Origin of the sequence: Caballeronia sp. ATUFL_M2_KS44 (assembly GCF_023630965.1) — a bacterium.
In the GTDB taxonomy this organism is placed as follows: domain Bacteria; phylum Pseudomonadota; class Gammaproteobacteria; order Burkholderiales; family Burkholderiaceae; genus Caballeronia; species Caballeronia concitans.
In genome coordinates, this window is record NZ_JALQEA010000052.1 from 93,234 (window position 1) to 116,189 (window position 22,956).

General features: G+C 57.9%; 18 protein-coding genes and 1 pseudogene. 10 read left to right on the plus strand and 9 right to left on the minus strand.

Going from position 1 to position 22,956, the window contains the following annotated elements:
• Window positions 1-274 precede the first annotated feature (274 nt).
• From NCR39_RS23395 to NCR39_RS23405, 3 genes are all read left to right on the plus strand, one after another.
• A complete protein-coding gene (locus NCR39_RS23395; RefSeq protein WP_250454470.1) occupies window positions 275-1,840 on the plus strand; it encodes a methyl-accepting chemotaxis protein in 1,566 nt (521 codons plus the stop codon).
• A 390-nt stretch (window positions 1,841-2,230) separates the two neighbouring features.
• Window positions 2,231-3,403 carry a glutamine amidotransferase-related protein gene (locus NCR39_RS23400; RefSeq protein WP_250454471.1) on the plus strand — a complete coding sequence of 391 codons (1,173 nt, stop codon included), beginning with the start codon at window positions 2,231-2,233 and terminating at the stop codon, window positions 3,401-3,403.
• A gap of 166 nt (window positions 3,404-3,569) precedes the next feature.
• Window positions 3,570-3,803, plus strand: a complete 234-nt coding sequence (locus tag NCR39_RS23405) for a hypothetical protein (RefSeq protein WP_250454472.1) — start codon at window positions 3,570-3,572, stop codon at window positions 3,801-3,803.
• Between the two features lie 303 nt (window positions 3,804-4,106).
• Here NCR39_RS23405 and NCR39_RS23410 read toward each other — a convergent pair whose 3' ends face one another.
• The gene (locus NCR39_RS23410; RefSeq protein ID WP_350029691.1) at window positions 4,107-5,645 is read right to left on the minus strand and encodes a methyl-accepting chemotaxis protein; all 1,539 of its coding nucleotides are present in this window, start codon (window positions 5,643-5,645) and stop codon (window positions 4,107-4,109) included.
• Between the two features lie 522 nt (window positions 5,646-6,167).
• Here NCR39_RS23410 and NCR39_RS23415 point away from each other — a divergent pair.
• Window positions 6,168-6,845, plus strand: coding sequence for a hypothetical protein (locus NCR39_RS23415; protein ID WP_250454474.1), 678 nt, complete (start codon window positions 6,168-6,170; stop codon window positions 6,843-6,845).
• 44 nt (window positions 6,846-6,889) lie between these two features.
• Window positions 6,890-7,144: a hypothetical protein gene (locus tag NCR39_RS23420; protein ID WP_250454475.1), complete on the plus strand. Its 255-nt coding sequence runs from the start codon at window positions 6,890-6,892 to the stop codon at window positions 7,142-7,144.
• A 544-nt stretch (window positions 7,145-7,688) separates the two neighbouring features.
• On the opposite strand, the gene NCR39_RS23425 is transcribed toward NCR39_RS23420, so the two are convergent.
• The 4 genes from NCR39_RS23425 to NCR39_RS23440 form a co-directional block, all read right to left on the minus strand.
• Window positions 7,689-8,498 carry a PD-(D/E)XK nuclease domain-containing protein gene (locus NCR39_RS23425; RefSeq protein WP_250454476.1) on the minus strand — a complete coding sequence of 270 codons (810 nt, stop codon included), beginning with the start codon at window positions 8,496-8,498 and terminating at the stop codon, window positions 7,689-7,691.
• Window positions 8,499-8,642: 144 nt separating this feature from the next.
• The gene (locus NCR39_RS23430; protein ID WP_250454477.1) at window positions 8,643-9,605 is read right to left on the minus strand and encodes a DUF2806 domain-containing protein; all 963 of its coding nucleotides are present in this window, start codon (window positions 9,603-9,605) and stop codon (window positions 8,643-8,645) included.
• 127 nt (window positions 9,606-9,732) lie between these two features.
• Window positions 9,733-9,912: an IS66 family insertion sequence element accessory protein TnpB gene (tnpB, locus tag NCR39_RS23435; RefSeq protein WP_250454478.1), complete on the minus strand. Its 180-nt coding sequence runs from the start codon at window positions 9,910-9,912 to the stop codon at window positions 9,733-9,735.
• The gene (locus NCR39_RS23440) at window positions 9,888-10,388 is read right to left on the minus strand and encodes a transposase (protein ID WP_250454479.1); all 501 of its coding nucleotides are present in this window, start codon (window positions 10,386-10,388) and stop codon (window positions 9,888-9,890) included. The genes tnpB and NCR39_RS23440 overlap by 25 nt, the downstream gene beginning before the upstream one ends.
• 422 nt (window positions 10,389-10,810) lie before the next feature.
• Here NCR39_RS23440 and NCR39_RS23445 point away from each other — a divergent pair, with 422 nt between their 5' ends.
• Complete coding sequence (locus NCR39_RS23445) at window positions 10,811-12,013, plus strand: PIN domain-containing protein (RefSeq protein ID WP_250454480.1); 1,203 nt, start codon at window positions 10,811-10,813, stop codon at window positions 12,011-12,013.
• A gap of 169 nt (window positions 12,014-12,182) precedes the next feature.
• Here NCR39_RS23445 and NCR39_RS23450 read toward each other — a convergent pair whose 3' ends face one another.
• The gene (locus NCR39_RS23450; RefSeq protein WP_250454481.1) at window positions 12,183-13,202 is read right to left on the minus strand and encodes an IS110 family RNA-guided transposase; all 1,020 of its coding nucleotides are present in this window, start codon (window positions 13,200-13,202) and stop codon (window positions 12,183-12,185) included.
• On the opposite strand from NCR39_RS23450, the pseudogene NCR39_RS23455 reads away from it, so the two are divergent.
• Window positions 13,173-13,837, plus strand: a pseudogene (locus NCR39_RS23455) (integrase core domain-containing protein). The gene NCR39_RS23450 and the pseudogene NCR39_RS23455 overlap by 30 nt on opposite strands.
• Before the next feature lie 157 nt (window positions 13,838-13,994).
• Here the strand turns inward: NCR39_RS23455 and NCR39_RS23460 are convergent.
• From NCR39_RS23460 to NCR39_RS23470, 3 genes are all read right to left on the minus strand, one after another.
• The gene (locus NCR39_RS23460; RefSeq protein ID WP_250454482.1) at window positions 13,995-14,705 is read right to left on the minus strand and encodes a hypothetical protein; all 711 of its coding nucleotides are present in this window, start codon (window positions 14,703-14,705) and stop codon (window positions 13,995-13,997) included.
• A 22-nt stretch (window positions 14,706-14,727) separates the two neighbouring features.
• Window positions 14,728-15,756: a hypothetical protein gene (locus NCR39_RS23465; protein WP_250454483.1), complete on the minus strand. Its 1,029-nt coding sequence runs from the start codon at window positions 15,754-15,756 to the stop codon at window positions 14,728-14,730.
• Window positions 15,757-15,841: 85 nt separating this feature from the next.
• Entirely contained in the window at window positions 15,842-19,885 is a 4,044-nt protein-coding gene (locus NCR39_RS23470) for a helix-turn-helix domain-containing protein (RefSeq protein ID WP_250454484.1), read from the minus strand.
• A gap of 130 nt (window positions 19,886-20,015) precedes the next feature.
• Between NCR39_RS23470 and NCR39_RS23475 the strand changes: the two genes are divergently transcribed.
• The 3 genes from NCR39_RS23475 (at window position 20,016) to NCR39_RS23485 (ending at window position 22,630) form a co-directional block, all read left to right on the plus strand.
• A complete protein-coding gene (locus tag NCR39_RS23475; RefSeq protein WP_250454485.1) occupies window positions 20,016-20,555 on the plus strand; it encodes an MFS transporter in 540 nt (179 codons plus the stop codon).
• Complete coding sequence (locus NCR39_RS23480; protein WP_350029692.1) at window positions 20,480-21,028, plus strand: MFS transporter; 549 nt, start codon at window positions 20,480-20,482, stop codon at window positions 21,026-21,028. Before NCR39_RS23475 ends, NCR39_RS23480 begins: the two co-directional genes overlap by 76 nt.
• Window positions 21,029-21,661: 633 nt before the next feature.
• Entirely contained in the window at window positions 21,662-22,630 is a 969-nt protein-coding gene (locus tag NCR39_RS23485) for a DUF2971 domain-containing protein (protein ID WP_250454487.1), read from the plus strand.
• Window positions 22,631-22,956 lie beyond the last annotated feature (326 nt).

Genomic DNA, 22,956 nt, shown 5'->3' on the forward strand with positions numbered 1-22,956 from the left:
TTCCGTACGCCGACGCAGCGACAAATCAGCTGTCTTTCGCTCGCGCTGACCGATTGGCACTACAGCGCACGAAGGCGCCCCTGCCCGCAAATCCAGCCCATGCACGAACGTCTACCGGCTTAAGAGACGTTGCCGCTCGATATCGACCGTAACGATGCGACTCAGCCCCCGGCTGCGGATACAGCAGGGTTTATCTCTACACAACGTAGCCCAAACTTGCCGATATTGCGACTTGAGACCACGTCATTAATCGCCCACTTCGCGAGGCACCCGAATGTTGAAGCTGAGTTTCACGCAGAAGCTGTGGTTGCCACTCGTCATCAGCCTGTTCGCGTTGTTGCTGGTGTCGGTGTCGGCTGCCTATTTGTCGCGCGAGACGCGTATCGAGGAACGCAAGAACGATCTGGTCAACGTCGGGCATGTCGGCCTGTCGCTGGTACAGGAATATGCGGCGCTCGCGCAGAGCGGCAAGCTGAGCGAAGAAGACGCGCGCAAGCAGGCGCTCGAACGGCTGCGCGATATCCGCTACGGCGAGGACGGCTACTTCCTCGTGATCGACTCGTCGCCGCGCATGGTCATGCATCCGATCAAGCCGACGACCAACGGCAAGGACCTCGCCGGCACCGCCGACGCCGATGGCCGTCACCATTACGTGGCCTTCGCGAAGGTTGCGCAGTCGCCGGAGGGCGGCTTCGTCGACTATGTGTTTCCGCACGCGCGCAGCGACAACGCGGACGGACCGGCCAAAGCCGTCGGCAAGATCGGCTACGTGGTGCGCTTTGCGCCGTGGGACTGGATCATCGCGACGGGCGCGTATGTGGACGATATCGACGCCGCGTTCATACGCTCGCTGTATCTGATCGGCGCGGTGTTCGTCGGCATCGCGCTCGTGCTCGCGGCGATCGTCGCCGTGACGACCCGCAGCATCCAGCGCACGATCGGCGGTGATCCAGGCTACGCGGCGGATGTCGCGAACGCGATTGCCATCGGCGATCTGACCGTCGCGATCGACACGCACATGAACGACGAACAGAGCCTGATGCGCGAAATGCGCCGCATGCGCGACACGCTGACGGACACGATTCGTGCGATCAAGCATGCCGCCGATCACGTCGCGACGGGCGCGCGCGAAATCGCGAGCGGTAACGCGGACCTGTCGTCTCGTACCGAGAATCAGGCAGCGTCGTTGCAGCAGACGGCGGCGAGCATGGAAGAGATGACGTCGATGGTCCGGCAGACCGCCGAGAACGCGCGCACCGCCCGCGAACTGGCCGAAAGCGCCGCGCAGATTGCGAACAAGGGCAGCGCGATGGTCGGCGAAGCCGTGACGACGATGCACGACATCTCTGTCGAGTCGCGGAAGATGGTCGAGGTGATCGAGGTAATCGAGAGCATCGCATTCCAGACCAACATCCTCGCGCTGAATGCAGCCGTCGAAGCGGCGCGCGCGGGCGAACAAGGTCGCGGCTTCTCGGTCGTCGCGGGCGAAGTGCGCACGCTCGCACATCGCAGCGCGAGCGCCGCGAAGGAAGTGCGGCAAATGATCAGTCGCGCGGTCGACAAGGTAGGCAACGGCGCAAGTCTCGTCGAGCGCACCGGCAGCACCATCCAGGAGGCGCGCGACGCGATAGCGAGCGTGACGGGCGTCATGCAGGAAATCGCGGCGGCGACGGCCGAGCAGAGCGCGGGCATCGAGCAGGTCAATCTCGCCGTTACGCAGATGGACAGTCTCACGCAGGAGAACGCGGCGCTCGTCGAGCAGGCCGCGGCGGCGGCGCATTCGCTGACCGAGCAGGCTGGAAGGCTGAAGACGTCGACGGATGCGTTCAGAGTCGGATAGTTTTTGGTAGTACCGCGTCGTCGATAATGACACGGGTGGGATCGGTACAGACGTTCGCGCCGTCATATCGATCACGACATCACATGCTCGACGCAGTGCAAGGTTCGCCATCGAACCGAGGCCGCGCGCGCTCGTCGACGTCCCGCTCGAACGCGAACATGTGCTCGTGACGGCCGACGACACCTGCAAACACATGCGTCACGGCTGGAAGCGGCGCTTCCCGGCGTGCAGAGCCCTGTGCGGATCGCGTATCCTGCGCCGACGCATCGGGACCGCATATGCGGCGTTGACACCTGCTGTCGCCGCGGCCCGAAGCGCCTCAACGACAGACGCCATGCCCGCGACACGTGTGCCGTGTCGCGGGGTTTTCTTCTTATCGGATGGCCTTCCATGCTCTATCTCATCGAAGACGCTACCCCCGAGCCGGCGCAATTCGGCGCCCTTCCCGCGCTGTTCGCCCAAACTTTGAATGCCGAACTCCGCTCTGCAGGCGTGCATTTCGACGAAGAGCGGTTTCCCGATGCACATCAGCACGTCACGGCGGATGGACGGTTGGTCGCGAGCGGTCTGATCTGGCGCACGCGCACGGGCCTGCCCGATATGGCCGAACCATGCCATGAGCTTTTTGCGCTGGCGCGCACGCGCGATATCGTGCTCCTCGTGCAATCGTTCGATGCGTTTCCTACGCAATGCGCCGAAGACGTGGAGATGTTGCGCGTCGTTCATGAAGCCGATAGCGCACAGCTCGTCGAAGATGGTTCGGGCGTGGTTTTGCAAGCGCATCGGGATCGCTATGGCAGATGGCGATCCACGGAAGAAGCCGCATCGCGCGCGAGCGGACCGTCCATGACGATTGCGCTGACAGGTCGTGAGTGCGACCAGCATCAGCAATACCCCGCGACGCTCGCCGCCCTCGGTGACGCCGCCGATGCGCTCGGCTTCGATCTCGATGTGCGCTTCGTCGCGGCGCAGGACATCGACCGCGACAACGCAGAAACTTTGCTCGCCGATGCACACGGCATTCTTTTGCCGGGCGGCGCCGACATGGCACGCGTGGCGGGACAGATCGAGGCCGCGCGTTTCGGCTGGCTGGCGTCGATTCCGGTCGTGGGTTTGAGTCTCGGCATGCAGTCAATGGCGACGGCCATCGCGCGGCTCGCGTTGAAGAGCGATGAGATCGGCATGAAGGAAGCGCAGCCGGATGCGCGCGTCGCCAGCTTCGAGCCGATTCATGTCGGCGAGGACGGCGTGTTGTTGCATCGCTTGGGCTTGCGGCCGATCAGCCTGGTGCCGGGATCACGTATGGAGGCCATGCTCGGCCCGCAGGGGAGCATTCTCTGCAATCATCGCTACAGGCTCAATCCGGCGCTCGAAGCGCCGCTCGCGACGCTTGGCGTGACCGTCAGCGCGCACGATGAGAGCGGCTCGATCGCCGATGCCATCGAGGCCGATAAGCATCCGTTCTTTGCGGGCATGCAGGGGCATCCCGAACTGTCGTCGCGCGATGGCGCACCGCATCCGTTGCTGATTGCATTTCTGAGCGCGGCGGCGCGCCGTTCATAAGCGTGAGCGGATCGCGATCGCGCATGCGCGTCGATGTGCTGGCGATGCGGACGCAAGAGGTGTGCGTAGGCCGCCAGTGCGCGAACCGCGGCAGTGCAGGCGGAGACGATATCGCACCCCAGCCGACCTGGCGCCGTGCATCGCATCACCCTATGGAGAGACAAACATGGATCTGGAATACGAAGAAGTTCAACTGGGCAAGGCTCTGGCGCACCTGGCGGAAGCGAACCAACGAATCGACAACCAAGAGGGGCACTTGCTGCGTTTGGACGAGAAAGGTTTATCGACCGATGAAGCGCGAAGACTGCTCGCTATCATGCTGGACGCTCGAGAGACAATGAAGGCGCACGTTGCGCAGACTCGCGAATTCATCGAACTGATCAAAAAGGGCGTCCTGTAAGCACCTTGCCGTAGAGCGGAATCGAGCCGGGGTGCCTGTCTGTCCACTGTCGTACAGAGCCGGTCGCCCGGGCGACCCTGTAGCGCGAGTGCTGAATGCCGGCTATTTCCGCGCACACAGCCGCGACTCCACCATCCGACGCGTGAAACGACCATAGTCGGTGGAACGCAACCAGCTCGATGTATCGAGGATCAGCGTCGATCTCGGCCTCGCTGGCGCTCGATCTGATTCTTCTCGCGTTGCGTCACTCTCCCCGACCTCTGAAATCTCACGCGTGACCGGCAAAGACACGCGGCGCAGCCATCAAACCGTGAAGGCGCTCACGGCTTGCCGCAACCCGACGGCCTGGTCAGCAAGCGCTCGCGTGGCGGCGGTCGACTGTTCGACCAACGCGGCGTTTTGCTGTGTCACGGCGTCCATTTGGGACACGGCGACTCCGGCATGCTCGATGCCGCGGCTCTGCTCCGACGACGCAGCCGAGATTTCCTCCATGATCGACGTCACTTGCGACACCTCACGCAACATCGCGTCCATGGTTTCGCCGGCTTGACGCGCGTACGTCTCGCCCACGGTCACCCGTTCGCCCGAACTGTCGATCAACGTCTTTACGTCCTTGGCTGCCGCCGCGGATCGTTGTGCAAGGTTGCGCACCTCGGAGGCGACGACTGCGAAGCCTCGCCCATGATCGCCCGCGCGCGCGGCCTCGACTGCCGCGTTCAGCGCCAGGATGTTCGTCTGAAACGCAATGCCTTCGATAACGCCGATGATGTCCTTGGTCCGTGCCGAACTCGCGGCAATGTCGCTCATGGTCCCGATGACGCCCGAGACGACCTTGCCGCCCTCCTGCACGGTCAGCGACGCTTTTGCCATCAACTGGCTGGCTTTTTGCGCATTGTCGGCGTTTTGGCGCACGGTCGACGTCAGCTCTTCCATGCTCGACGCAGTCTCGGCAAGCGATGCCGCCTGCTCTTCGGTGCGTGACGAAAGATCCATGTTGCCGTCCGCGATCTCGCGCGAGGCGGACGTAATCGCGTCGGCACTGCTATGAATCTGCCGGATCGCTTCGGCCAGTCGTGTCTGCATGGTACGCATCGAATAGAGCAGGCTCGACGAGTCGTTCCCCGACAGCACGACACGTTCACTGATATCGCCTTCAGCAATGCGTTCGCAGACCTGCGCGACGTATGCGGGATCTCCGCCGATCGTTCGAAGCACGCTACGCATCAGCAGGCTCATTCCCGCGACGAGCGCCGCCGCGATCGCGATGACGATCGCCAGTGACCGAATCAGAATCGCCCGGAACTGGACGTCGATATCGTCGATGTAATCGCCCGTGTAGACCGTCCATCCCCATGCAGTCTGCTTGCCGAACGTCATCTTCGGCACCGGGCGCGTGTCGGAACCGGGGCGCGGCCACATGTAGTAGGTGAGGTACGTGCCGTCGCGCGCGTGCTGCAGAATCTCCTGCACGAGATGCTTCCCGTTCGGATCGACGAAATCCGCGTGCTTGCCTTCCATGCTCGTATTGACGGGCATCAGCACCAGCTTCGGCTCGGAATCGACAATGGCGAAGTAGCCGCTTTTGCCGAATCGGATCATCCGGAGATGCGCGAGTGCGGCGGCTTGAGCGCTCTCGGCCGACATGTGGCCGCTTTCACTCTCCTTGGCGTAGTTGTTGATCACGCTAAGCGCGGCGTCGACCTGTTCCGCCATCGCGACGCGCCTTTGCTCCACCAGAATCGACCGTTCCTGAATCGCCCCGACAATCGCCACTGCCACCAGACCCACGACGGTAAACGCCACCGCGCACAACAATTTTGCCTTAAACGTCAGTCGTCTCATTAACCCTGCCCCAGTGCCTTCACTCTTACGGCCTTATCAGCCACCAAACGGCCCCTCCTGCTCGTGACAGCAGAAAGGACGCCACGCCGGCGCGGGCGCCGTTGGCAATCGACGCGTCTGCGTGCGGCCAAGGCTGACCCGTGGTCGGCCGTCTCTAGGCATGGTTATCGGCAGATGGAGAGATTTCTTTGATCGATGGCTTTCGCGTTGCCACTGTGCTCGTTGTGTAAGCCGTTGCGATTGGGCCGACTATCGCGTGACGTGGTCGGCCGTAGCCGACCCACATCAGCCCTTCGAAATGGCGGGATCTGTATGTCGGCTTCCGTAGTACATCGGACATTCGCTTCGGGCGGGCCGCTGCCGCAGTTCGGCCTTTGCTGACATTGAGTCCAACAAGACGGAATGTTCGCAACGGGGCGCGCTGCCGCCGCTCAACGCAGCCGCGGCGGCCAATGTGCAAAGTCCTAAAGTTTCTTTTGAGGTTGCCGATAGTCGGTTTGTTGAAACTCTCCTAGCAAACTCGTGAACATTGATATTGCGGTTAAGATCGGAGGCTTCGTGATCGGCCTGATAGGAGCCGGCCGCCTCATCTACGATCTTTTGACAAGCCAACCCGGCAGGCTGCGAGAAGAGTATCGTTTCGCGAAGGAATTCTTGCTCGACCAAGACAAGGTTCCTGCGATGCACCCTTTCATGCGTGAGAAGGGCTACCAAGCGATCGCTGGTGACACCCGGCTCAGCGCGGACGAAATTGAATACTTGCTTTCCCTTCAAGGCGCGTCACGTGCGCTAAGGGATTACACTCTCGGTCGCCAATATCTGCGGCACTTGCCGCAGCAAGGCAACCTGCAGGTTCAATTCAAAGAGAAATATGAGTCTATTGTTGCGCGGCGTGTTCGGAAATATTGGTTCCTAGCCGCGTACGCGGCCCTCTCTTTTTCGGGCTTCTTTCCCTTTGTTTTTTCACGGGTATTGTTCCGCGATCCTAGTGATATGCTCTTTGTTACTGGGGTCACGCTGCTAGTCTTCCTTCCTTCTGCATGGCTCTCGCTTCGGTCCGCCATTCGCCTCGACAGGGCCGAGAAGTTAGTTCAACACCAGGCCAAGCATACGCAGAGAATCGTCGTAGAGCCATCTAGCGAGAATCGTTCGCCATCGCCCCTTGATCGAACGCTCAGGAGGATAGGAAGCGGGCGTTAGAAGTGTAGCAAGGGCTGACGCCTTCGATAACGTAGCATCGCGCTTTGGACGAAGCGGCTTCGCGCATCTCTATGGATATCGAAGAGGCAAGCAGTTCGGCCATTGCCGTCATTCAAGGATCGGGAGAATCCGTGAAATCGATGCTTCAGATTTTCCAGACACCAAAACGACGAACATGGTTATTGTTTATTGTAAAATTCAAAGTTCGACAAAACTGGCATTCGCCTACCGATGCGGGTGACATTGAACCGAACGAGATTTTCACGTTTAGAGATGGACCGGCGTCGATTGTTCTCTGACTCGCTTCACGAAGCCGTTAGCGAACCCGCACTCAGGAAAACCCGAACATAGACAACTGGCAGTGGCGGTCCCGCTTTGCGTCACGCGAAGGTACTCAGTTTTCCGATCAGCCCAGCGCTCTCGACGCTCGTGCGGCGATTCTTCTATGCAAGTTTAGCGTTTGAACGTTTGAACAGCGCTATAGCTGCCCCGTCGACCGCTCTGACTGCGCGACGACGACCCTCTATGAGAAATGCCAGTACTCCAGTAAGAAGCTAAGAAGCAGTTGTCCGAAGGCTAGACGCCAACGACGATGTATGTCGCTTCATGCGCGAAAGGAGTGGTGCGCGAAAAGCGCGAGGCGGCCGCAGCGACCAACGGCCTGTCGCACGGCCGCGGGCTCTTTTAGATCTCGGTTTGCTCGGAGATCTCGAGTGCATCGTCGACCTCTATGCGCAAGCGCACCGCGTGTGCGGATCGCGCGACCGAGACTGGGATAGTCTGCTTATTCAGATGGTGCCTAGTTGTACAAAACGGAGGCGTGATCCGAGACTAGGAGTACCCTCATGGAGCGATGAGAACTCTGACCGTTAGTTCGTCTTGGGTCGCGTTCAGATCGCTCTCGATTCCTCTCGGGTTAGCAATCCGGCCGTCCGGGTCGTAGACAAAGCAGAAAAGAGTACGACAGTTCGGATGTTTCTTGTATTTTGCGATGTCCACAATAAGCTGTTCTCCCAGTTCCCTCGCACTTAATCCAGGTCGGGATTTTTTGATTTCCACAACTGCCTCGATTTCCGGGAGGAGGAAATCAACTCGCGATGCGCCGCCAGCATAGCTAGGGGTCCATTCCTCGGGACGTACGTCGTCAAAACTGATTCGGAGAAGTGCATGAAAAAGGTCCTGCACGTCATATTCGTCGACGATATCCAAGGTAGCACGGTCTTGGCGCCGAACTCGCAACTGTTTGGCAACTAAATGGAATCGCTCTCCTATCCGGTACAGAGCCTCCACACGCTCGGGCGCGGTGGTCGCGCCTGAGGAAATCTGGGCGCTCCTTAGACACGCGGGACTTCGGTTCACTCGGGCGATCACTGCGTTGGCTACGCCTCGTAGGTTCTCTACGCCGCGATAGGAGGGGGATCCCGTGTAAGTGCGGATGCTCTCGTTGAAACGATTAGCGGCCATCTGCGCATGAACGCCGTCCACCAGTTCGTCCCTGAACAAGTCGGTCAGTTCAACGCCAATCTCCCTGTAGCGGCCCTCGTCCCCCTTGGCCATGTTGATTCCGGTTTCATTCTTTTTGAACCGATCTAGCATGGCGCTCAGTTCGGCCGAGTATCTTTCCACTGTATTGATGAAATCGTCCGGGCTCATATGCAGATTTAACGTGGGATGCGATTGATGGCGGCCTCGACTGTCGGCTCGTGGCCGAATTCGGAAATAAGTTGAGTAAGCTTCCGCCGGAGGACGGTCCTTCGCCCGCCTGATTGCGGACCGCTTCGTTACCTCCAGGTAAGCCTACAGATGCAAGTGCCAGATGGTTTCGGAACCCACATTAGGCCGGAGCAAATCAATTCGAGTTAGTCCGTGCCGTGGCAGCCGATGCGCCGCCTGCCGAATGTTTTGTTCATAATAAGGTTTCTGAAGGATGGTCCCGAGTTCCCTGCCCACACGGGTGAAAGCGATATGGTCCCATGTCGATGTCGATCCCTCCTGGAAATGCACACACAATGCAATGCCATCTGCCGTCATTGGCGACCATAATGCAGCCCCGTCCATAACAGCCTTGAACGGCGGTAGGAATTGTATGCTTGACGCAGGCGCCATTAAACCGGCCTCCGCCAGACGCTTCCATCTCGAGAAACCGTCGCCCCGCTGCCACTCTGGACTGTAATCGACTGCGTCTCCGACACTTTTGGACCATGCTTCTGTGAAGTCGTTGGCGATCCCTTGATCAAGCTCGCTCAATGTCCGAAGGGTGGCGAATCCGAACGCCCCCGGACGCAAGATCTGGCCAGCGAGAATCCGACCAAACAAGTCCTGGAGACGTTCGGACGACGCATCCTCGGCAAACCGCATGAACCTGTTCATCCAGTCGTCGTCCGGCGCCGCCGTTTCTTCTTCGCTGGCATTTACTGCCGATGTGCCCAAATGCTCCGCAGCGCTCTTGGCGATGCTTAGTCGATTTTTCGCCTTCCGCACAATAGTTGGCAGATACACTTCGGCAGCGATCTTCAACAACTCGGGGTCGGCGCCGGAGTCATCGACCGCAGCCTTTGCAAGGACACCCGCAACCATGGACCGTGCGGCAGTAGTGTCTTCGATTGCTTGAGTGTATTGCCTTAGCTTTGCCGCTGGCACGGAGACAAGTCCGCCGAGCAAATCAGAGATCGCTTTGAACAATGACGCCTTCACAGGCTCTGGTACACCGCTCGCTGCGGCTGCTATCATTGACACCGCGGTTGATTCCGGCACACTCATTTTTGCTTCCCGCTCTCATTTCGATCGGAGCCTAGTATAACTTGCGAGGGCCCTTGGACAAGCCGTTCAACTCTTAGTGCTGCTCCAAAAAATCAGGCACTGCCCGACCGGATAAAAAACGGCTGCCTCATGCGCGCGGCATCTTTATTCGGCCACGACGTCGGTTTCCGAAGATGTAAAGCGACGTGTCCATCGGATTTAGGCGCATCGGCTGCTCGACGAGAATCGACAGACTGTTCATGCCGTAGCGGAAGTCGACAGGATCGCGGTGCAGGTAGACCTTCACATTATCGTCGAACCGGAACACGGCATCCTCCCGAGCATCTGGACCACGGTGGTCAGCTCGTCGATGGTCGCCTCTGCGATGTCGAACTCAACACCGTTGGGCAAACGTATGTGCAAGGCAACCGCGATCGATGGTGCGCGTGCGGACACCGCTGGTTCAACCGTCACAGCCCCCGGAACGACCGGTACAAATGGTGATGACACGTCGGACGCGTGAGGTCGCAAGGCCGGCGGCGTAACATCAAGCGATGCCCTCTCTACTGACCTCAGTTCCTTCTCCGCCGAATTCTGCGCCGCATGTGTCTTCTGATAGCGCGTGATCCACTCGCGCGACAGATTCGGGTTCAAACCGTATTCCATCGCCGTACGCGCTATCGAAACGCCGGACGTCATGCACAACTGGAACAGTTCCTCGCGGGCTTGCGGATCGTATTCCCGGCGACCATCCCGCTTCGCGCCGACTACCAGACGGCTACGCAAATCTCGATCTTCTGTCATGTACTCTCATCCCAGCTGTCCACGTGGACAGGTAGCATCAGAGAATCACTCGTCCATTGCTAGGGCGTCCATGAAGGACCGCATACGTTCGACCAGAAGACACCGGACGGCAACAGCCGCCGCCTTCTAGCGGAGAAAACCTAGATTCGCTTATCTTTTCGCCTCACGTCGAGGGTGTTCTGAACAAGCTCGGCGTGGCTCCGCGCTGAATGGACAGTCGGAGGCGGTACCAGCATGGATCGCCCATAACTATGCTGAACTGAGGCTCAAGTTTTAGCTAAAACGGCCGATAGATCAGGAATCTTCCGTCTTGCCCAAGGGAGCCGCTACTGCGAGTTGCGATGAAGTGTAGCGGCGACAAATCAGTGATATCCCGCAATTTCCAACGTATCGCATAGGTATTTCTCGAATACGACAAGGTCATGACCAAGCTGAACCTGTTTATTGATACCAATATTTTGCTCAACTTCTACTCATTCTCGGATGACGAGCTTGAGGTGATCGATGAGTTGATCGCGCACATCGGTGGCGACCAGATTGCCCTCCATTTGCCTGCGCAGGTAGAAAACGAATTCGAGCGAAATCGCGAATCGAAGCTACGAACGGCGGTTCTCGATTTCAAGAACTCCCAGTTTCCGATGAGTATCCCGAATGTGATGAAGGGAACGGAGACGGCCGTCCAATACGAACAGGCCTTGAAGAATGCCCAGATTGCTAAGAAAGCACTCATCGCAAACGTAACAGGTCTGGCGCACGAGCGCGAGCTTAACGTAGATAAGAAGATCGCAGCACTCTTCGAAAAAGCCACGCGCCATCCCGAGGACGCGGATTCCTACGAAATCGCCATCGCGCGAATGAACAAGGGCAACCCTCCAGGCAAGCCTGATAGCCTCGGCGATCGCTACAACTGGGAAATCCTGCTTAAGTATCTTCCGAACGATGACCTTTTCATCGTCTCGAAGGATGGTGACTTTGCCTCACCACTGAGTAGCATCGACAAGTCTGTTGTCCGCCCGATGGCCTTTCTCGCCAGTGAATGGGCGCAAAAGAAAGACGGCGCAAGCCTTTACATCTTCACGACCATCAAGTCAGTCGTTGAGCACTACAAGAAGCTACTTCTGCAACCCGCAGTTCAAGGCGTGGTCGTAGAAATCATCGCCGCCGCCGATCAGAATCCAGTGCAACCGCCGCCTCATGCCGCCGAAGCGATTGTCGATGAAAACGTGGTTGAGGCACAGGATCGGGCAGGCAACGCTGAGGAAGCGGTCAACGTAGACCCTCAGCAACAGGCATTGATCGCGCAGAAAGACGCCGCTCTCAAGAGGCTCTGCGAAAGCGTAGCGTTTGCTGAAACGCACTTAGCCGTCGCACAGCTCATGCCCTTCCGGCGCCTTCTCACGAAAGATGACGCTACGCGGCTGTTCGAAGCGGCTATCGGGAATACACAGATTGGATGGATTATCACCGACAGCGACGTGTACGACCTCTTCGTAAGCATTTTGAACGAGCACATGTCAGACGTTGACGGCGGATTGATCGATGCGATCATCGATCTTCTAGGCCTTACTGGGCCAGAACAGGACACCGCTCCCGCCGACACATTTGGTGATTCGCATCTTATCTAGGCAGCGGGCGTAATGGACGAACGAGACTTGCGGTACTTCGGTGAATTTCTTACGGAACTAAAAGGAAAGCGAGCGTGGAGCTGCTCTTGTGGGAGCGGCTTCCCTGCTCGCCGGATCGACCGGAGTGCCATTCGTCAATTTGTCAGCGCATCGTTGGTGGCGTCGGAAACTACACTGCTCTCTGATACGACTGGCCGGTTGCGAGCATCGACCAGATCACGCGGGCCGTCTTGTTAGCGATCGCAACGATTGCGCGATTGGCGCCTCGCCTGGCCTGCAATGCCATAACCCACGCGTGTTTCTTGTCGTGCTTGGTTGGCGCGGTTCGAAGTACCGCGCGCGCACCGTGTATCAGCAAAGTCCGAAGATGGCGGTCGCCTCGCCTACTAATACCGAGGAGATGAGTCCGGTCTCCGCTTGAGCTCTGGCGTGGAACGAGGCCGAGCCATGCCGCAAAGTGACGGCCGTTCTTGAAATCCTTTGGATCGGAAACTGCAGCAACGATGGCGGTAGCGGTCTTGGGCCCAACGCCTTCAATCTGCGCGATACGCTGACAGGTTTCACTGGCTCTGAACACCATGTCGATACGCCGGTCAAAGCCGGCGATACGTTTGTCCAGCTCACGCAACTGATCCATCAGATCGGCGAGCATCTCACGGGCTAGCGGTGTCAAGGCGTTTGAGGTGTCGGCAACGACAGCTGGAATCTCCCGACGGGCGCGCGTGATCGATTGCGCGAAGACGATGCCTCGCTCGGCAAGAATGCCGCGCATCTGACTTACGAGCCCTGTCCGGTTATTGACAAGGCGACTACGCGCACGGTGAAGGCTCTGCACATCCTGTTGCGCAACTGACTTGATCGGCACGAAGCGCATTGATGGTCGCTGCAACGCCTCGCAGATCGCCTCGGCATCGTTGCCGTCGTTCTTGTTGCCCTTCACGAAGGGCTTCACGAATTGCGGGCTGATGAGCTTCACTACGTGACCTTGCTGCTGGAACTGTCGCGCCCAATGATGGGCGCTTGCGCAGGCTTCCATCCCGATAGTGCATGGCGAAAGTCGAAGAACCAGATCCATCAGTTGGGCGCGGCCGACACGGCGCCGCAGCACAAGCTTGCCTGCGGCATCTACGCCGTGCACTTGGAAAACATTCTTCGCTAGATCGATGGCAAGAAATCGAATGGGGTCCATGACGACACTCCTATTAACGGGAACGCCAGCAGCCACGATACGCCTGCCGGAGCAGTCCATACCATTAACTGGCGTCAGCATTTCGGCGGGATGGAGGCGGCCGACGTGAAGCGCCTTAAGCAGCTTGAGCAGGAAAACGCGCGACTGAAGAAGATGGTGGCAGAGCGTGATCTCGAACTCGATGTAATGAGGGAGATCAACGCAAAAAATGGTGAGCGTGCCCGCTCGCCGCCTGCAGGTTGCCTACGCGAAAGCGCGAGGCCTGTCGCAGCGGCGTGCGTGCGCGCTGATGTCAGTCGCGAGGTCGGCGTTGCATTACCAGTCGAAGTTGGCCGAGCGTGACGCGCCGGTGTTGGCGGCGATGCGTGTCCTGTCGGCGCAGTACCCGCGCTACGGTTACCGTCGCATCCAGATCTTTTTGGATCGACAAGGCGAGCTTCAACGGCAAGTTCCGGGACGAATGTCTGAGCCTGGAATGGTTTCGGACGCGCGTCGAAGCCAAGGTCGCAATCGAGCAATGGCGGCGCCACTACAATGCCATTCGACCGCATTCGAGCTTGGCCTATCTAACACCCAACGAGTTCAAGCAGCGGTATTGTTCAATTGAAGCAGCCAACGCCGTTCTTCAAGATTGAAACGGTCCGGAGAAATCAGGCAGGTCATATTGACCTGATTTTCCCGTTAATGCACAGGTGCCAAAAGCTTTTCTTTTCATTAATAATCTGTGTCTATGAGCAGGTAGGGTCGCTGGGCTTCAATGCGAATGGGCGTTCTGCGAACCTTGCGGGCCTCCTACGCTTGCTCTAGAGCATTCGCAAATTGGTCCCAGAAATCGATCGTCGCCCGGCCATACGCTTGAATGTCTAGTATTGTGAGGTAAAGATCCTCGCCGGACATCGGTCGATAAACGCGCGGGGCATAGGAGAATGGTGTACGGGAGAGCGCTTCATTCGCATGATGCGGTTCGAAAAACTCAGGGCGTTGTCTCTTCACCGCATCGGCAGAATCGCCATCCGCGTGCTTCACTGTGTTTGCCACTAATCGCAACTGGTCAATGAGCGTCCAAGTTGATAGCTGGGTAACGTCAATACCGTTGGTCGCCAATCGCTTGCGTAGAACAGACAATTTAAGGTTCTCCCTGTCATGTTCTTCTCTGGGATGTAAAACTTCCTTGCGATGAAACGCCAGCAGCTGTTGCTCCCACGTGTGATAGAGCATTGGCGCAAACGAATTGACGAGCGATTGCCTGACGGCTTCCATCCCGGAGTAGTGAGCATAGCCGGCATCAAACGCCCATTCAGCGACCATGGATTCGTCGACGAAGTCGGGATCAAACGGCATCGCGACCAAGTCGCTATATGTCTTCTCCTCAAGTGCGGTTGCTTCAGCTTCAATCCCATCAAACGTAGGAAGCAGTCGCTGCTCGAGCACCTGGAGCGTGCGCTCAAGGTGCGACTTGAACACCCTCTGAAAATAAGGGCGCCAGAATAATGCGTTATACATAGTGGCTACTCGCCTTCACGCTTCATTGTGATTTTCGAGACTTGTGAGGCTCGGTTTGGCGATCGCCGGATTCAGGAAATGAGAGGCGACTAGCGTCGATAATCAGCTCGTAGCAGATCGGGCACAGCGGGTCGGGTTTCTCGATCGGTTGCACAATCATCGGTGGAAAGGTCGGCAAGTTGGCATCGACGCACGCGACGAGCATTGTCTCTGCGAAGTGTAAGAGTAGATTGACCATGCGCGGCATTTCTTCTGCAATCGGGCTCGGTCGTTCGCCTTCGAGATGCCAAACGGGAATATGGACCTCGTTTGTCGGCAGCATTTCGAAATTCCTGGTCACTAGCGATAACCCTTTTGTCGTGCCCGCGTGCTCCTGTCCGTTGCGAAAATTAACGATGCGTGTGATGCCGGGAATCATTTTTCGAAACCATTGCACCATGTGATGGTCTTCACCCAACAAGGGTGCAATCTCTTTGTCAAGCAGATAGTCCAGACTGCTGTGCGTCCCACTGAGTTTCCAGAAAAATTGAGGGATCTGGCAGATATCTGTGATGACGCGACGCGCGGGAATCAGGAATGCCGTCACCTTCGCGTCGAGATCGGGGACGATTGGGAAGTTCGTGTAAGTGCGGGAACTGGCCGCTTGCTCGGTCTGCTCAAAATTTTCGCATTGCGCGTTCACCAACCGGATCAGTTCATCCGAAGCGCGGTCGCAGTGCAGGAGTGAAGCCTTGATCCGGTGCACAAGTTTGAGCGCTGTGAGTCGGCGTTCGTCGTCCTGCAGTATCGTGCGGTCCTTAAGCATGTCATGCGCCATAAGAAGCGTGCGCGCGACGAACGGCGACGAAGACCCGACATCGGCAATCTTAACGTTGACGAACATAGTGTTCGGATTCGTCCGACCAGGGTCGATCGATTCAGGTGTCTGCATCCTGAATGTCTCCTCCGGCGTATAGATCTCCATATGGTCCCCAAGCGGCACGAGGCGTTGAATGGCTCCATCTTTTGTTGCGGGGACCTTGAAGCTGCCCGCGGCGTCGCGGGGATACATAAGCGCTCTATTTTTCGTCATTGTGAGCCTCGTTTTATCGCATGCCTGGAAGTCGACAAAGAGCGTTGTTCGACGTTATTTAACATTACTGCCATTGACGGCGCTCTACGCGCTGGTCTTCACGCTCGGCATCTGCCGCAAAATTGCGAGCGAGTTCGTCTAGTACCGCGGCTGTTCGAGGCCATTCGCTAAGGGCCTCATATGCACGTCTATACTTCGCTTCCAGCGCACGTTCCTGTTCTCCTCCGTCGTATATCCCGCGCGTGGTCACACCCAGACGGTTCACTACTCCCAAGACGATTCCATTTTCAAGCTCTTTGCTCCGCGTGGCTTCGATGACTTCGCGTACTGCTTTCGGCGGCCACATTCCGTCCGCATCTGGCTTCGACGCAGCCAGGATGTTGCCTATGCGTTCATCGCCGACCTCCCGACGACCGCTCTCCGAGCAGAGTATTCGCACCGTCTTGATCCATGATTGCAGCGCTACAGCATCAATTTCGCCGGCTTCGTTCGCTCCTGGAACGTGGTCCCAGTCATGCAAAACGTTCCAAGCGTGAGACGCGATATTCGCAGCTTGCTCCGTGTCCTTGTATTCCGGCTCCTTTATGCCGCTGTCAGGAGAAGGCGCGTAAATCGTCTTCAGTAGCAACATGAAGAAGCTGGGATCGGTAGCTAGGGCCTTCTGCAACTCTTTGGGCCGACGCTCAGAGTATTGGAGCAGAGCAAAGTAGGCCCACTCAATACGAGCAATGGTTGAGCGGTCCGTCGAATCTATCGAATCCAACCAATTGAGCAACTGTGTGACGTGGTAGCCAAACATCGTGGCTTCATTTGAATCTGCTGCGTCCGCATCTTTGCTTTCTTCGACGGCTGCGAACAACGCGCGAATGATCAAAGCTGGAGGAAACCCGACTTTCAGGTGCTGAGCAAAGAAATGAACGGCATCCCTCGCACGGCGCTCATTGATCAGTTGCTCAGCCGCAAATGCGAAGTCCTCGGGAGAGCCAGAGATCGTCCACGTTGTCACACCTTGCCAGTAGCTTCGAGCCATCTCCGGCCCGACGGCGCTTGCGGCTTCCCAAGTGCGTCGAACGCCCGGTAGCGCATGCAGTGTCCGTAGGACCGCATTCGGCTCCCATCCCTCTACCGTTGCCGTCTCGAGTAGGTAGTCAGACCAGGCATCGCCAATTTGCCCGCTGCGCCCGGCGATCATGGCTCGTGCAAGTCTTCGTTCGCGGTCGTTCTCGCTGCGTAAGCCTTTTTTGACCAGATCCAGTTGCAATTGGTCGGGCAACGCAGCGATCACGACAGCCTCCGCCACCCAGCCGGGCGATTCAGACCGACGGGCGAGCGTCATAACTGCATCGACACCATCCCGATCCACCAATTGTCTTATAGCCCCAACTCGGTAGTCCTTGATGGCTTTTTCCGCGGCCTGCCAATCTCCGCCCGCTGGCGGTTGAGGCAACCCGCACCCGGGTGCAAATGCCCAGACGACGCGATCGATCGGATCGGTCGGTTCCAGGTATTCGTATGCTTCTTGAAAATCGTTCAACTCCTGCTCGGGCAATGACCATTCCGCGTCAGGGAAACTGCGATGATGATTTAAGAATTTGCGAATCGTATCGCGCAATAGCGCGCGATCCTCTGGTTTGTCGATATGTGGCAAAGACGCGAGCAATAGCCGACGCAAATCGGCGCGACGACGCCCGGGAAAGCTAGCCATGGTTTCGATGAGTTGAATCCAGCGCTGTACGCTGTATCGGACATCTTCCAGCAAACGAGTCGCGATCTCGTCCGCACCGCGAGCTACCAGTTCATGTGTGATCGGTTGCCCGCCGTCAACACCGAAGTCCCTCCACTGAGGTAGGGAAGTCGGGAAGGATGTGTCGTACGACCGAGGCGAGATCGATAGCATCAGTTTCCAAGCTACATCAGGCCTAGACGTACGAAGACGATCCAATATACGCAGGCGCTCATCCAGCGACGCGAAAGTTTGCGGCGACCACAGCAGAAAAATCGCGCGCAGGCTCCTTTCCGGCCTGTTGCCTTGCCGCCCCCCAGGATCAAGGACGGCTAAGTCTGAAAGAACATAGGCCACTGTGCCAAGCAAGGTCGGCGACCAAGCAAGCTTTTCCAGCGCCCAAAGCAACCCATTTACATGATGACTTGAGAACAGAGGATTGTCGTCTTCGTCGAACAACTCGACTATAGGTGACGGTGACTCGCCCAAAGCATCGTCTAGCGCTCGCAAGAACTCTCTGGGGGCAGCTTCCGCCAATCTCGGCGATTCCGCGTCCAGCGTCCACCATAGGGCAGCGTCTGAGTTTCGAAGGAGCTTCTCGATCGCAAAGCCGACCTTGGGCTCGCAACGTGTTACGTTCTTCGCATTATTCGCCAGCGTCGCCATAAGAATGAGCGTTTCCGCCATGCTCTGCCGTAGGAGCCGCGAATGAGGTAGTCGATTATTTTGCGTTGATGCGAAGAATCGCTCGTTGCTACTGAGGGCGAACTGGGGATCGCGCTCGTTAAAGACCTTTGCGAACAGATAAAGAAAGCCATCAACGTCGCCGTCTGTGAGGAACGGCGCTAGCAACAACCAGGCATCGCGCCGCGACGCGACTCGCCAGGCATTGCCCGACTTGCGCAACGGACCGTCGAGGACGTTGGTCAAGGGTGCCAAGTCCCTTGCCACATCATTGTACGTGAGTCCCGACAGGCTCCCTAGTAAGGCGCAATCCGCCGGTACGCTTTCATCCCAACCCCCGGCAAGTATGGCAGCCACCAACGCGCGGTTAGGTACGCTTTGAGCCCACCTCGGTAGTCGACCAGGCGCAGAAGGGATTAATCGACGGATAACGGCGAGGCTCCGCGCTGAGTCTCCAGACAGTCGATCAGCCTCTCCACGTTCGAAACCCATGCCGCATAGCGCCTCGCTGATGAAATCGCGGCGTGGACGGCTGAGCACGAGCACGTTTGCTGTTTGGCCTGAGTCTGGACCAAGCGCAAGGAATACGTGATGTCCTCTCGCAGCAAGGAGTTGAGCCAATCCCGCATCGGCAGCGCGCAGCGCGATGATCAATGGAGATGCCGCGTCACCAAGGATGCGGGCAACGTCTTCGTTTGCCGCCACGAGTGCGCGAGAGAGGTAGATCGTCGCGTACTGAGGCGGCAACTCCATGATGGCCGAATGGAAGAATGCGAGCGCTTCTTCGGTGGATTCGGCTTGAACGGACAGCACGGAAGGGGCAGCCCGCAACCAACGCAGTGCGTGTGCGGCCTCTTCGTCGCGACCGGCGAGTACTAGATCGGCAGTAAGCGGGGGGGCCGTCGCCAATGACCATTCGGTCCATACGTCCTCCAACGCACCGATGCCTGCCGGTCGCTTGCGAAGCCGGGTTGCAAGCCAATAGGCGACGGCGGGGTAACTGTCTATCCAGTGGACGAGGTCGTCAGCATCCAAGGCTTTTACATCCGCCCACGAGCCCTCAGCCTTGCGTTTGGCCGCCCATTGATCCTTGCCTGGCCAACGCCGTGGCGTCACAAAAACGTAGGTCGCGTCCTTGAGAGAAACGGCGCCCGGATCAGTTGTTCTTTTGTCATAGTCTTCGTCGGCCTTCGCCTTGATGCCGTTTCTTTGCGAGCCGACTTCCCAAGCTGACGCACCATGCGGGACCGGTTCAACGGCGACAGTCGCAACGCACGTTCCATCCCAGCCCGAATACTGGACACTATCTCCGGCAGGAAATCGAAGCTGTGCGGCGTTGCTGCACGTCGCAGAGATAAGCCTGCTCAGCAGTTCCGGCATTGCGGCTTGGCCATCCCGCCGGTCCGCCCAGTCTCCCAAGTCAGATGCTTCGATCCAGCGTATCGGCTGCCCTGTAGGTATGAGTGCCGGTGCGGCGGGCGGCATTTCGAAGAGTGCGCCGCCGCCGAAGAAAGCCACGCCTGCTGACTCTAACGCCGATCGGATCGCATCCGAGTTGTTCGCTATCGGCGTACGCTGACCGCGCTCGAAATCAGCGATAGTTGACGCGGCAACCCGCGCTTGCTTGGCTAAATCCTGCTGCGACCAGCCCAAGAGCGCCCGTGCAGCACGCACCTGTGCCGGCGAGAGAGTTTGGATCATATATTTGATTCAACGTCATAGTAAATAACTGACATCAGAATATTTATGTCTGATTCTCTTGTCAAGGATTGCGCGCAACTAGTCCACCTACGGCGCGGTCGCCGCCTGCACGGGTTTCGTGCAGAGCTAGGTGCAGCTTGCCGTCATTCGGACGATTCTGGGCATCGCCGAGGCGGGATTTTTCCCATGCGTGCTGCTGTATTTGACGTATTGGTTTCCGGAGCGGCAGCGTGCTCGGGTGGTGGCGCTCTTCATGATCGCATTACCGATTGCGACGCTTATCGCAGGCCCGCTGTCCGGCATCATCCTCGACCACGTCCATTGGAATGGCATCGCTTCCTGGCGTTGGGTGTTCATCCTTGAAGGACTGCCTGCAGTGCTTCTCGGGTTCCTCGCGCTGCGCATCTTTGTCGACCATCCGCGCGATGCCAGATGGTTGAGCGAAGAAGAGAAGACCTGGCTGGTAGGCGTCCTCGAAGCTGAGGCTGCCGCGAAGGTCAAGCAACATGGAGACGTATCGTTCTGGAGGAGTCTGGGTGGCGCGCGCATTTGGCTGCTCGCATTTATCTATTACGCCAAGTCTGTTGCGGGTATGTGCTCGCGTTCTATTCCCCTCAAATCGTCAAGGGCTTGGGACAAGAGCTCAGCAGCACCGCAGTGGGCTTCGTGAACGGCCTGCCTTACGCAGTGGCGACCGTCTTGATGGTGTGGTGGGCCCGGTGCTCGGACAGGACTGGCGAGCGACGGTGCCACGCTGCGTTGCCGCTCTTGGTTGCGGGTGCTGCCCTCGTTTTGATGGCGCTTTCGGCGGGCAATATTTGGGTTTCCGTTGCGCTGCTCATCGTCATCACCGCTGCCATCTATGCACCGTATGGCCCTTTCTGGGCGATGCCGTCACTTTTCTTGACGGGTTCCTCGCCGGCCGTTGGCCTTGCAGCGATCAATTCAATTGCCAACCTGGGTGGCTTCGTTGGCCCGGTTGCGTTTGGTGCGCTAAAAGACTCGACAGGTTCCATCTACGCGGGGTTGGGCTTCGTGAGCCTGACGCTCGTCGCCGCCGGCATACTCGTTGTACGGTTGAGGTTCGTCAAGGAAGCAGAGCAACGTCTTCGCGCGAAGTTGAAACCAGCGATGGCGGGTTGAGCGCGTTGGCGCTAACCCCGTGGTCCCGAGGGTGGATAGCCCGCCGCACGCACCTCACTCACGATGGACCGCTTGATCGGGAGACATAGACAATTTCGGTTGATCCGTCGGACAGATGGTTGTCGACGCACAGATGGCCGCAGTAGCTTAGCAAACGGCCATTGAGCCGGACCGGTGCGATCGTCTCTTGCGGGTCGCGAGTTCGCATTGGGGGACAGCGTGACCGGTCATTCGAGACAGGCTGACGTGCGAACGGCCGGAAAGCCGCGCTCAGCCGCCTGACCCAAGCCGATGCACGAACGTTCGCAAAGGCCGAAGCTCGCCCGCCAGACATCCGACGGGGTTTGGCCAACTCCAGCCATTCTAAAAGCAGCGGATAGAAAAGCTGCTGCAGAGTACGGCCCGCATGACATCGACCATTTCGAGGCCAGCCGGCTATGCAGGTGTTGCTCCGCGCCTGGTCGCTCCTTGTCTCCCAACTCTTGATGCATGGCCAGGATCGCGTCAAGCCGCGCTCTGGGGGCCCACTCAAGCAAGAAATGCGGTTGTGAAATGACGCAATTTTGATGCGAGAAACGGCGGGGTGAGACACACCGGTTAAAATGCTCAACATCAAAGATAGCCGCTCAAGCCATGAACGAAAAAGTAATCCGGATAACAGGGTTGTTCGCCCCGCTTTGGCGTGAGGCACAAGAAGAAACGCCGTCACCTGACAAGATGCCTCTGTTGGCGCACTATTGCTCTCTTCCGGTGTTGGAATCAATTGTAAAGAACAACGAGATGTGGTTTTCAAATCCGCTTTTCATGAACGACCTAGATGAGCTGAGGTTCGGCATGCGGCAAAGTCGCGAGAGGTTCCGCCAGAACGAAGCGATTGCAAACGCGTTCTCCAAGGCAGAGCAATATGAAGCGTTCTCAAAACTCGTTGAAGACGCTTATGACGGATTAGAGCAAGGAGGCGCATTTGACATCTACGTCCTGTGCTTCTGTGCCCACGAACGAGGGAACTCAGACGGACTACTTTCAATGTGGCGTGGATATGGCGCGAACGGCGGCGGAGCTGCGATAGTTTTTGATCCGTCGAAATTGAACTTCATTCAAGAATCTCCGATCCAGATCGGGCGCGTTCGGTACGGAAGTAATGACGAGCGCATCGTGTGGATAGATGAGCTGTTGAGCCGAGTCGCAGATGCGTTACGCGGGAACGAGCTAGACGATGAAGAACTCCGACTGGCCGCCTATTTTTCTGTCGAACGGATGCTTACGTTCGCTCTGTTCACGAAACACAACGGATTCGATGAGGAGCGCGAGTGGAGAGCCGTCTACCTGCGCCACCACGATTATCAGAAAAAGTTGACTGATTGCCTCTCATACCTTGTAACCCATAGTGGTGTTCACCCCAAGCTCAAGCTGAAATTCGAGCCGCTTCCCGGTGCAGTGGATGCGAACGTCTCTCTGGAGAACCTTGTCGAGAGCATAATTCTCGGACCTTCACTCGCAAACGCACTCTCCAAAATGGCGATCTGTCGCATGCTTGAGCATTTAGGCCGTCCCGACCTGGCAACACGAGTTAGGTCATCGAGTACACCGTTCCGAAACTAAAAGCTTTCAGCCGCGGCGGTGAGCGAAGCATCGCGAGTGTCATCGGGCAAGGATTACTCCGCCGAGCCGGCATTTTCCTCCGCTGAAATCACGAAGGGGTCAAACCGAATGTTTTCTCCGCTCGCCGAATCGTTGAAAGCGAGGAAGTGTGCCCGCAAAGGTACGCTTTCATCGCAGGCGAAGACGTGGACGGCCGTGACGGATGCCCGGGCTAGAGAGGGCCGAACTGCCGATGATGGTCATGAGTAGTAAGAGGCGTTAACAGAATGACTTTTGCAGGTGTCGCCAGCATATGATGCAGCAAGCGATTTCGAGCAAAGCCTCGT